This window comes from Metabacillus niabensis, assembly GCF_902829255.1.
Lineage (GTDB): Bacteria > Bacillota > Bacilli > Bacillales > Bacillaceae > Metabacillus > Metabacillus niabensis.
The window spans coordinates 1-11652 of sequence record NZ_CADEPK010000119.1; the positions used below are offsets into that span (position 1 = coordinate 1).

Annotated in this window: 9 protein-coding genes; 3 read left to right on the plus strand and 6 right to left on the minus strand. The window is 33.9% G+C overall.

Annotation, left to right across the window (positions count from 1 at the left end; translation table 11 throughout):
- Positions 1-315 (plus strand): hypothetical protein (locus tag HU235_RS10785; protein WP_174880230.1); only part of this gene is annotated, 315 nt, incomplete at its 5' end.
- Positions 316-626: 311 nt separating this feature from the next.
- On the opposite strand, the gene HU235_RS10790 is transcribed toward HU235_RS10785, so the two are convergent.
- On the minus strand, positions 627-2840 hold the full coding sequence (locus tag HU235_RS10790; RefSeq protein ID WP_370877224.1) for a PAS domain S-box protein: 2214 nt from the start codon (positions 2838-2840) through the stop codon (positions 627-629).
- 435 nt (positions 2841-3275) lie between these two features.
- Between HU235_RS10790 and HU235_RS10795 the strand changes: the two genes are divergently transcribed.
- Both HU235_RS10795 and HU235_RS10800 read left to right on the plus strand, forming a co-directional pair.
- Positions 3276-4292: an acyltransferase family protein gene (locus HU235_RS10795; RefSeq protein ID WP_174880231.1), complete on the plus strand. Its 1017-nt coding sequence runs from the start codon at positions 3276-3278 to the stop codon at positions 4290-4292.
- A gap of 249 nt (positions 4293-4541) precedes the next feature.
- Positions 4542-6308 (plus strand): B12-binding domain-containing radical SAM protein, encoded by a 1767-nt coding sequence (locus HU235_RS10800; protein ID WP_174880232.1) that lies wholly within the window; start codon positions 4542-4544, stop codon positions 6306-6308.
- Positions 6309-6317: 9 nt separating this feature from the next.
- On the opposite strand, the gene HU235_RS10805 is transcribed toward HU235_RS10800, so the two are convergent.
- The 5 genes from HU235_RS10805 to htpX all read right to left on the minus strand — a co-directional run bounded on the left by HU235_RS10805 (position 6318) and on the right by htpX (position 11529).
- Positions 6318-6491, minus strand: coding sequence for a hypothetical protein (locus HU235_RS10805; protein WP_174880233.1), 174 nt, complete (start codon positions 6489-6491; stop codon positions 6318-6320).
- Between the two features lie 4 nt (positions 6492-6495).
- Positions 6496-6651 carry a hypothetical protein gene (locus HU235_RS10810; protein WP_095301518.1) on the minus strand — a complete coding sequence of 52 codons (156 nt, stop codon included), beginning with the start codon at positions 6649-6651 and terminating at the stop codon, positions 6496-6498.
- Between the two features lie 200 nt (positions 6652-6851).
- Complete coding sequence (locus tag HU235_RS10815) at positions 6852-8864, minus strand: penicillin-binding transpeptidase domain-containing protein (RefSeq protein ID WP_174880234.1); 2013 nt, start codon at positions 8862-8864, stop codon at positions 6852-6854.
- Positions 8865-9009: 145 nt separating this feature from the next.
- A complete protein-coding gene (locus HU235_RS10820) occupies positions 9010-10356 on the minus strand; it encodes a TrkH family potassium uptake protein (RefSeq protein ID WP_095301516.1) in 1347 nt (448 codons plus the stop codon).
- Between the two features lie 294 nt (positions 10357-10650).
- Positions 10651-11529, minus strand: coding sequence for a protease HtpX (gene htpX, locus HU235_RS10825; protein ID WP_095301515.1), 879 nt, complete (start codon positions 11527-11529; stop codon positions 10651-10653).
- Between the last annotated feature and the right edge of the window lie 123 nt (positions 11530-11652).

Here is an 11652-nt window from a genome sequence, read left to right on the forward strand (position 1 = left end):
GTTGTTGCTGTCCTGGCTGTTGCTGTCCTGGCTGCTGCTGTCCTGGCTGCTGCTGTCCTGGTTGCTGCTGTCCTGGCTGTTGCTGTCCTGGCTGTTGTGCAAACCATTGACGATATTGATGTTGATTTTTTTTTGTTGCATTTTATTTTTCATATTTTTATTCGTATAAGAGAGCAACTGCCATTCAAGCTTAATATAACCTCTAGTATTTTGAATGTACCAACAAGGAGCAAATACATTCACTTTAACTTTTCAAGAAGAATCTGTCTTTCCTTTTCAGAAATTATTCGCAGCTTTGAACAGATCGAAGTGTAGAAATATACTTTTTTTGGCTGTTTTTTAATTATCCACATAAGCTTGCCCCTTTCTTTCCCATACTCAACTTTTTTTTCTTAATCAAATTATATGTATTTTATTCCAACTTGTGACAAGTCATATGCCTATCATAAAAGCGTGTTTGTCTTCTTCTCCCTTTATTTAGATGCATGCTTTTTCGAATAAGATTAAATGTGTTTTCTACTATCTCCTCTCTAAGCAAGCTATACTACTTTAAGAAACTCAACGATTCAAGTAAACAACTTATCCCAAATAAAAAAGGGAGAAGCTCAAATCTTCTCCACCATTCCTTATTCATTATTCGATTTTTTCCCTTGGAAAACCGGAAGTGTAATATGGAAGGTTGTCCCTTTTCCTTCCTCACTCTCGACCTCGACGATTCCATTATGCTCTTCAATAATTTTGTAGCTCACCATCAGACCAAGTCCAGTTCCTCTTTCCTTTGTTGTATAAAAAGGCTGTCCTAATCTTTTAATTTTATCCTCTGGAATGCCGAACCCTCTATCTTTAATGGAAACTGTAAGATGTTCCTCATCCCTACGTCGTATTTCAACATCAACCTGTCCACCATTTGGCATGACTTCAATGGCATTTTTTAAAACATTTATAAACACTTGCTTTAATTGATTCGGTTCACAATAAATAAGCGGTAGCTGTTCCTCAACCTTTAGCTTCATTTGTACATTTACAAGGATCGCTTGTGCACTTAATAATTCAATCGTATCACTCATAATAATGCTTATATCTTTTTTCAAATATTTTATTGCCTGTGGCCTAGCGAGGATTAAAAATTCAGTAATAATCGATTCAATTCTACTTAATTCAGAAGTAATAACATTAAAATACATCGAATAATCGTCTTTCATATTGCCCTCAAGTAGTTGAATAAAGCCTTTTAAAGAGGTCATTGGATTTCGAATTTCATGAGCAATTCCTGCAGCTAATTCTCCAACAACATTCAGTGTATCCGATTTTCTCAATTGCTCCTCAAGCTCTCTTTTTTCTGTAACATCCCGAAATATTGCTAAATGCATATTTTCATTGATATTGTTTTTAACAGTAAATTCAAGAATTTTTTCCTCACCATTTTCAAATGAATACGTAATTTCTTGTAATTTATCTGCTCTGTCGCCTTCAACTAACTGAGTACCATCCTCATCAGTAAGATTAGGTGTTAACAAATGACAGAAATTAAACGCAGCAATATCCTCCTTTCTTATATTAAAAATCTTCCGTGCAGTAGGATTTGCTTCAATTATCTTATAATCATTGTTAAATAAAACGATCCCATCCATCGCACCATCAAATATTTTCCGGAATTTTTGCTCACTTTCTCTTAGTTCCTTTTCCATTCTTTTTCGTTCACTTACATTTCGAAAAATTGTTAAATGATTGCCATCAAATATATCCATCTTAGATGTGAATTCTAGCTCCTTGCTTTGTCCATTAGGCATATGAAATAATAGCTCAGCTCTAATCGCACCTGTTTTTAAATACTCACGCTTTACCTTTTTATACGCCAAGCTTGTATGGTCAACAAATTCCTGAATATTCCGCTTTATCAACTCTTCGTCAGAAAGCTCAAACGTTCGGCATGCTGCTGGATTTACTTTTAAGATTTGTCCACATTTATCCCAAATCATAATGGCATCAATTGCATTTTCAAAAATTTCTCTAAACCGCTCTTCACTTTTGTACAGCTTCATTTCCATGAAACGTTTTTCCGTAATGTCTCTCATTATCGCCATATAAAAACCATTAATTATATTTGACGTTGTTGTAAACTCAAAAATTTTTTTTTGCCCGTTCTTTAAAAGAACAGGTAATTCCCCTTTTGCACTACCGTATTCCTTTAGGGCTGTCCATAGCTTTTCAAGTTTATACTTATCCTTGCTTTCAACAAAATCCCCAAGTAAATATGTATTTAATTGTGCTTTACATAAATCAAAGCTCGTACAAAATGATTCATTCGCATCAATAAAAAGACCGTGCTGATCAAAGATGACAATACCATCCACTGCACGATGAAACAAATCTTTAAAAAGCTGCTCATTAATTAGACGTTCACGTTCTAACATTTTCTTAAATGATACATCCTTGAGCATTGCAAGATGACAATCATTTATGACATGATGTCGCAACGTAATCTCTAAAAATTTTATTTGTCCATCTTCTAATTGAATCGCAAGGTCACTAGCAAAGGATCTATTATCCGTAATCTCTTCAAACATTTCTTCAATTTTATGCTTTGGAACTAAACTAAGAAAGTCATATAAATTTCGGTTACATAATTGTTGTTTCGATAGCTGAAACATTTCACAGGCTGCGGAGTTACCATCAATAAAATTAAATTGAGCATCGAATATAACAACTGCATCTAGTGCATCTTCAATGATATATTCATGTTGGAGAAGCTTAGATTTTAGAAGTTTATTTTCCTTTTCTAAATAAGCAATTCTTTCCTCTAACAGGACGTTTTCGCTTTCCTCCATCGTTTCTTTCAATCCATTCACCCCTACTTACCTCAATCTTCATAATAATTGATATTCTACAAGACGGGTCATTGTCCTTCATGTATCTACAAAATGATTGAAAGATCCGCCTTTACATCACAAATCACGACAAAAGAACTAGAAATTCCCTTATTTTTTATCCAGTTAACTCCCAAAAAAGTAAATTCTTTCACAATATAAAAATCATCCATATTGTTGAGTACCAAATAATAACATTGATTTTTCCAATAAATTATTTAATATAGGAAAGTATTTATCTAAACATTATCTCTAGTAATATAACGGAAATAATCTTACATGTTCGTTACATTTAAATGACATCCCTTTAAAATTATATCGTTTTGACGAATTAGGTTTAATAAGTAGCAAAATGGGAATATCCATATTATCTTTCCGATTTTATAATTTAAAGAGAAAGGTGAATATATGAAAAATCGTGATAGTTATTTTGATAATGCAAAGTTTTTCTTAATTATATTAGTTGTGTTTGGCCATATCATCCGTCCATTAATTGATGATAGTCAATTAATAATGAATGTTTATAAATTTGTTTACACATTCCATATGCCTGCGTTTATTCTAATCTCAGGTTATTTTGCAAAAGGATATCGCAAAAAAGGATATGTAGAAAAAATCGCGAAAAAGCTCATTCTTCCATATTTGATTTTCCAAGGGATTTACTCTGTATATTATTATTTCATTGAAGACCAGCAATCTATTATTCTAGATCCATTTGATCCTCATTGGTCACTATGGTTTTTAATTAGCTTGTTTTTTTGGAATATATTTTTATTTGGGTTCACAAAATTACCGGCAAAATGGGCTTTATGTTTAGCATTTGCTTTAGGATTAGCAGTTGGTTATTTTGAAATCATTAGCAATTATTTAAGCATGTCAAGAACTTTCGTCTTCTTCCCTCTCTTTTTAGTTGGCTTTTATTTAAGACGAGAGCATTTTGATATCATGACAAAGGTGAAATCTCGAGGGATAGCAGTCTTTGTATTATTAAGTATCTTTTTCTCTTATTTTTATCTTGATTTTGATTACGAATGGTTATTTGGTTCTCAGCCTTATTCACAATTTGGTGACCCATCAATTTTTAGTGCTGGCATTCGTTTAGGCTTTTACAGTCTAACTTTTATAACGTCGATTAGCTTTTTATCACTTATCCCAAAAACACATGCCTTTTTTACTGAATGGGGAACTCGAACGTTTTATGTTTATCTACTACATGGTTTCATCGTTCAATATATCCGTAACAGTGAATGGCTAGAATGGATGAGAGATTATCAAAGTGTGACGATGCTCATTATTCTATCAATCATCATGACAACTACTTTATCAACGACAATCGTAAAGGCGATAACACAACCAATAATTGAATTACGCGCATCAACGATTCAGTATTATGTAAAGAACTTTACATCCAAATCAATTCAGTAGTAATAGGCTGACTTCCACGTAGGAGTCAGCTGTTTTTTCTTTTAAGCCGACTATTTATACCGCTTTAACCGATTAAATTTCTTCTAGTTTTCCTATACTATGGTAAGTACGTTTTCTAGAAAATGTGGTAAAATAAATAGTTGATTGTAATGAAGTTAAACTTACTAGGAAAGCTCTTTCTTTTTCTGTGAAAGAGGTATCTTGCATGTAAATTAGCTCAAAAAAATAATAGAAGTGGTGTTCCAATATATGAAAACAATCTTAGCAACGTTAAATGCAAAATATATCCATACAAGCCTTTCAATTCGGTATTTAAAGGCATATGCAGCTCCAGAATATGAGGTTGAGCTCGCTGAGTATACGATTAAAGACCCTTCAATGAATATTGTCACAGACTTATATTCTAAAAACCCTGAAATTATTGGCTTTAGCTGCTATATTTGGAATATTGAAGAAACAATAAAAGTAATAAATATGCTTAAAAAAATCAACCCTTCAATAATTATTGTTTTAGGTGGACCAGAAGTTACTTATGATACGAAGGAATGGATGGAAAGAATTCCAGAGGTTGATTTTATTATTATTGGAGAAGGTGAACAATCATTTAAGCAATTATTAGATGAATTACACGGAGAGGAAAACTTCGCCAATGTTAGTGGAATTGCCTATCGTGACAACGATTCTATCCAAATTAAACCACAGAGAAATAAAATAGATCTAAAGACATTGCCATCACCATTTCGCTTTGAAGAAGACCTCCCACATCTTTCAAAACGGGTCACATATATTGAAACGAGTCGTGGCTGTCCATTTAGCTGTCAATTTTGTTTATCATCTATAGAAGTCGGAGTTCGCTACTTTGATCGTGAAAAAATAAAGGAAGATATTCGCTTTTTAATGGATCATGGTGCAAAAACAATTAAATTTGTTGACCGTACGTTTAATATAAGCCGCAGCTATGCAATGGAAATGTTTCAATTTCTTATTGATGAGCATAAGCCTGGTGTTGTGTTCCAATTTGAGATTACAGCTGATATTATGAGACCTGAAGTCATTCAATTTTTAAATGACAATGCACCAAAGGGATTATTTCGATTTGAAATTGGGGTTCAATCAACAAATGATACAACGAATGAACTCGTGATGAGAAAGCAAAACTTTAATAAATTGACGAGAACGGTCACAATGGTAAAGGAAGGGCAAAAAATTGATCAGCATCTCGATTTAATTGCTGGATTACCAGAGGAAGATTACCATTCATTTAAGAAAACATTTAATGATGTTTTTGCATTACGACCTGAAGAGCTGCAACTCGGCTTCTTAAAAATGCTTAGAGGTACAGGCTTAAGATTACGTGCAGCAGATCACGGCTATGTATTTATGGATCATTCTCCTTATGAAATCTTAAAAAATGATGTTCTTTCGTTTGAAGATATGATTAAAATCAAGCAGGTTGAGGATGTTCTAGAAAAGTATTGGAATGATCATCGTATGGATGAAACAATCGAATATTTAGTATCACATGTTTTTGAAACTCCTTTTGATTTCTTCCAGGACTTCGGAACGTATTGGGATGAAAAAGGATGGACGCGAATTGGTCATCAATTAGAGGATTTATACAAACACCTTTATGAATTTTTATTACACGCTAAAAAAGATGAATTGCTTATCGTAAGTGGTTTTATGAAGTACGACTATTTACGAAATCAAAAATATAAACCACGTAAGCCATGGTGGGAAGAAATTGTTGCGAAAGAGGAAAGAAGTAAAATTTATCAGTCAATCTTACAAAATCCTCTTATTTTAGGTAAAGAGTTTGCAAGCTTGCAGTTAGCTGAAAAGGACTTATATAAACATACAGTACTTGAAAAGCTTCCATTTAACCTAAATCATTTCTTAAAAACAGGTACGATTATTGAAGAAGAATCATTTATTGTCGTGCATTATGATCCAATTAACCTAAAAACAACGGTTTATTCTGCTTTGTCAGGAGAACTAACAACTAAGGTTGGGTAAGTGAGAGAATTATCTCTCACTTTTTTTACGATTTGATTTTCCTTTATTCCCTTCTAACACATTATAAATTTGGCTTGCATTTACATCGCCCATTTCCTGACCGAATTCTACTTGTAAAATGTCCTTTGGCATCGGTTTTTTATGGTTTTGCATATCCTTACTTTTTTTATTCTTTTCAGTCATAGGCTCATCCCTTCCCTTGTTGTCCTTTTTTTGAATTACGATTCGCACCCTTCATTGGATCTTGATCATCATTTATCTCATAAGCTTCCCCTTCTGGAAGGCTCTCTGTCGGAGTATTATTATGTGTTAATGCCTGATTTCTCGCAACTTTTCTCTTCATGTTTTTCACTCCTTCATTCTTGTTTCTCCTTTAATTTTACCTACTTTCCCTGTTTCTATCCTAGTACTTTAAGGAATAAAAAAAGGGTGACTCAAATGGTCTGCCCCCTTCAAACACACTTATAAAGTAAACTACCCTCATCATTCGTCTATATAGTGTTTGAAGGGACTGTACCTTTATTTTGAGTCACCCTCTTATTTTTAATGACTTACAAAAGCTTTAAATACTTGCTTCACTTTTGGAACGACATAATGACTTCCACCTTTGCCCTTTACTTCTTCAACCATCATTGCAATTAACAAAGAAGGATCATTTGTATCTATTGCCACAAACCAACCATTCTCGCTACCTTCTTTATCATCCTTTGACTGTTTTAGTTCTGCCGTACCAGTCTTACCAGCAATTTGAATACCCTCTACCACTGGTTCATGTCCAGTTCCGTTTGGATTTTCGACAACTTGCTTTAAATCATTTAAAATAATTTCGGCATTCTCTTTCGTTACAGCCTGTTCCTTCCAAATCGTTGGTACCACCTCTGATTTCTTCTCTAAATATGGTTTTACCATATTTCCTGAATTAACAAAGCTTGTATACGAAGCTGCGACATGAAATGGACTCATTTGTAGTTGCCCTTGACCATAGCCTGAGTCTGCTAAAAGCTGTTCATTTGATAATCCGTCAGTTGAAATCGTTGACTTATTGATCGGAAATGCAAAGTCAATCTCTTCCTCGTAGCCAAATTTCTTCAGGCCATTTGTTAATTTATCTGCACCAATATCTAATGCAAGCTGAGCAAAGTAAATATTGTCCGAATAAATTAATGCATTTGCCAGATTCACATTTTCAACTTTACTTGATACACGAGTAATATAATAATTCCCCCAACTCTCATCCTTTCTCCACGTTGTACCTTTAATTTGCTTTGTATCATTAATAGTGATTGAGCCCGCATCTAACCCAATTGCTGCAGTTAAAGGCTTTATCGATGAACCAGGAGAATATGTTTTATTAAATCTCGCCATTAAAGGTTTCTTTGGATCATTTGCTAATGCATTGTATTTTTCATTCGAAATACCGTTTATAAAATCATTTGGATTATATGAAGGGCTACTTACCATTGCTAGCGTTTCCCCTGTAATTGGATGGAGCGCAACCGCTGTTCCTGCATCACCATTCAGCTGCTCGTAAAGTGCCTGTTGCATATAACTATTAATTGTAATATGAATATCCTCTCCATTTACAGGATTTTTCTGTGCAATTATCTCGTCTGTACCTTCAATGTAAATTGTAACGCCATTCTCTCCTCTTAAACGGTCTTCGTAAACTTGTTCAAGTCCTGCTTTCCCTACCATCGAGTTACTACTATATCCTTTATCCTTTAATTCCTCAAGCTGTTCAGCAGTTATACTCCCAATATAACCGGTAAGGTGTGCCGCACTTTCACCTAATGGGTATACTCTTGAGCCAACATTCTGCTTTTGTACAGATGGAATAGCCATTAATTGTTCGAATAATTCTGTATTCATAGGGTCGATTTTTTTAATTGGAACAAATAATTCTGGTTTTACCCATGGTTCATTTAGCTTTTCCTCGATTTCTTCAACACTTAGTTCAAGTAGCTTAGCAATCTTATCTAATGTTTCTTGACGTGCTTCCGGAAGTTCTCCCGGAACAATTCCGACCTGGTAGGCTGTGCCATTAATGGCAAGCCCTTTATCATTTTGATCAAAAATTTGCCCTCTAACTGCAGGAATCGTAGAAACCTTTACCTCTTGATCTTCCTTCAATTGAGGAAAAATCATCGAGGGCGTCCAAGAAATATACCAATTTTCATCCTTATCTCTTTTCTCTTTCACGATTTCCGTCTCTTCTTCAAAATTTACTTTTCCAGCAACAGTATCCATTGCCAAAGAAAATGAATAGGTTACCTTTTCCTGTTCATCTTTTTCTTCCTTTTCTGTCGGTTCTTTAAAAGTAACTTTCAAATTTTTAGCAGATATTCCATCGTAAATTGCCTCATAGCGTTTAACGAACTCATCTTTTGTAATTGTTTCTTTTGCACTAGTTGATAACATATCATACATCGAAGTAAATTTTTTCTCATTCCATAGCTTTATGTATTGATCAAAACGCTCGGAAGCAGTAGGTTTATTTGAACATGCACAAAGAACAATAAGGAATAAAAGAATAAAACCCGTAAATATTTTTTTCATACTTTTTTCTCCCCCTTTCACATTCATACCACTTGAAAGTATAACATAATAGTCCTATTTAATATTAACTTATTTACCTATTTCTGTCATAAAAAAGGATTGATGACCTAATTTTCAAAAGTCTATCAACCCTTTTAAAACGTTATTATCCGATACTTACACGTTCTTTCGGATAATGATAATTATCCTTCTTTTCCTTCGTTCCAATCAAAAAGAGAAAGGTAATAATCCCGATTCTTCCAATAAACATAAGGATCATAATAACAATTTTCCCTATAGTACTTAATTCCTGAGTAATCCCCATCGATAATCCAGTTGTTCCAAAAGCAGAGCAAACCTCAAATAGTATTTCAGTAAATGTAAATGGTTCTGTTATTGTTAAAATAAAAACGGCAAAAAAACATATAATAAAGGCCATCATTGTAACAACAACAGACTTCATTAAATCTTCCTCATGCAATTCTCTCTTAAAAATTTTAATTGATTTGTTTCCTCTCGCAAAATGAAAGAGGAATAATAAATTTAAGGCAAATGTAGTTGTTCGTATTCCACCACCAACTGAACTTGGAGATGCACCGATAAACATAAGCGCACATAAAACAAGTAAGGTTGTTTCCGTAAAGGCACTTATATCAAGTGTTGCCATCCCGCCACTTCTAGTTGCAGTTGATTGGAATAACGAATAAAAAAAGACTTCATGCCAATCCATTCCCTTAAAAAAATACCGATACTCCAAACTTGCGATAAGGATCGTTCCACCGATGACTAATAAAAAGAAGGTTATCGTCGTTATTTTTGTAAATAATGTAAACCGAAATTTCTTTCGCTTATTAAATAAAAAATCCTTTACTTCTATCAAAACCGGAAAGCCAATCGCACCTAATATAATTAGAAGCATCACAATAAATTGAACAAAATAATCATGTGCAAAAGGAATTAATGACTGTCCAGTGATATCAAAGCCTCCATTTGTCGTAGCACTTACCGATGTAAAAAAGCCATGTAAAAAAGCTTCCTGCCAAGTGTCATAATAACTTAGAAAATATACACTAAGAATTAAGCCTCCTAAAAATTCAATAATGAGAATGAGAATAATGATTTGTTTAATCAAATTAACGATTCCCGATAAATTCGTTTGGTTTTGGTCAGTCATAATCAGTTGTCGCTCTTTTAAGCCGATTTTCTTCCCCATAATTAACCATACGAAAGTTCCAAGACTCATAATCCCTATTCCACCAAATTGAAGAACAAATGCTAATATAAAGATTCCAGGTGTACTAAATGTTTCAGCAGTCGAAATAGACGTAAGCCCTGTTACACTAACAGCACTAACAGCTGTAAACAATCCGTCGATAAATGACCATTCAACCCCAGGCTTATGGGCAACTGGCAAGCTTAATAATATGACCGAAACCGTAACCGCTAAAAAATAATAGGATACGATTAATTGCACTGGTGTTAATGCTTGCAAACGTAACTTCCATTTATACATTTTCTAATTCATTCCAATCGTAAATTACTCATCTTCCTAAAGTGTCTATCTTATCATATTTTTGCAAACATTTTTTTCAAAATTCATTAATTATCTTAATGTAATTTGGCAAATTTATCTTAAAAAATATGAAGAATAATAACATTCATGCTTTATCTTAAAGAAAAAGTCGAAAAAGGGAAAGGGCTTTTGCTAAAGTAATTGAAAATACTTGATAAAAGTGCAAATTAAAATAATCGTATACAAAAAAAGACTAAAACAAATGTATCATCACATTGTTTTAGTCATCCCAGTTTATTTTGCTTGTAAACGGCTAATTCTATCGTCTAAGTCTGGATGTGTTGAAAATATGGACATTCCCTTTTTACTATTAATTTTCAACGTTGATAATGATGCTTGCTCATCTCTTACACGATTTGTATATCGTTTTAATGATTCAAGTGCATGGATCATCTTATCCTTACCAGCTAGATCCGCTCCGCCTCTATCAGCATGGTACTCACGATATCTAGAAAAGGCAAATACGACTAGACTTCCTAAAATCGAAAAGATAAGTTGGAAAATAATCACTGCAACAAAGTGAACGATAGGTGCCAAATCTTCTCTAACAAATCTGGATGCTATCCAAGCTACGATACGAGCAAAGAATACGACAAATGTGTTTACAATCCCTTGTAATAATGTCATCGTCACCATGTCTCCATTTGCGATATGGGCAACCTCATGTGCTAACACACCTTCAATGGCATCATCGTCCATTTCATGAAGTAATCCAGTTGATACTGCAACGAGAGAACGGCGTTTAGACGGACCTGTTGCAAATGCATTGACTTCAGGAGACTGATATATCCCAACCTGTGGCATGACAGTTAGTCCTGCAGCCCTTGATAACCGATGAACACGTTCAACAAGCTCACGTTCCATAGCTGAAAGAGAGTCTTTTGGATTTAAAACTTGAACTCCCATCATCATTTTTGCCATCCAGCGAGACATCGCAAGTGAAACAAACGAACCTGTAAAACCGACAACAGCACTAAAAATGAGGAGATTCACTAAATTCAGGCTACCATCAAGTGATTGATAAGGTGAAACATTCAGTAACGAGAGTACAATCCCAATCGTCGTAATTACTAAGATATTAGATAGCAGGAAGAGTAAAATACGTTTTGCCATTTTGACCTCCAATTATTTTTCAAGTTCAAACGAACTTATATTATAATAAAATTATATGAATCCTTTCATATGATTGCAAGCAATTGATTTTAAAGTTTGTAATTCAATAAGCATTTTCATAAT

Bases quoted from the DNA above. Each gene is read 5' to 3' on its own strand.
- HU235_RS10795 (WP_174880231.1), top strand. From the start codon at position 3,276: ATGAAAAATCGTGATAGTTATTTTGATAATGCAAAGTTTTTCTTAATT.
- HU235_RS10800 (WP_174880232.1), top strand. From the start codon at position 4,542: ATGAAAACAATCTTAGCAACGTTAAATGCAAAATATATCCATACAAGC.
- HU235_RS10805 (WP_174880233.1), bottom strand. From the start codon at position 6,491: ATGACTGAAAAGAATAAAAAAAGTAAGGATATGCAAAACCATAAAAAA.
- HU235_RS10810 (WP_095301518.1), bottom strand. From the start codon at position 6,651: ATGAAGAGAAAAGTTGCGAGAAATCAGGCATTAACACATAATAATACT.
- HU235_RS10815 (WP_174880234.1), bottom strand. From the start codon at position 8,864: ATGAAAAAAATATTTACGGGTTTTATTCTTTTATTCCTTATTGTTCTT.
- HU235_RS10820 (WP_095301516.1), bottom strand. From the start codon at position 10,356: ATGTATAAATGGAAGTTACGTTTGCAAGCATTAACACCAGTGCAATTA.
- htpX (WP_095301515.1), bottom strand. From the start codon at position 11,529: ATGGCAAAACGTATTTTACTCTTCCTGCTATCTAATATCTTAGTAATT.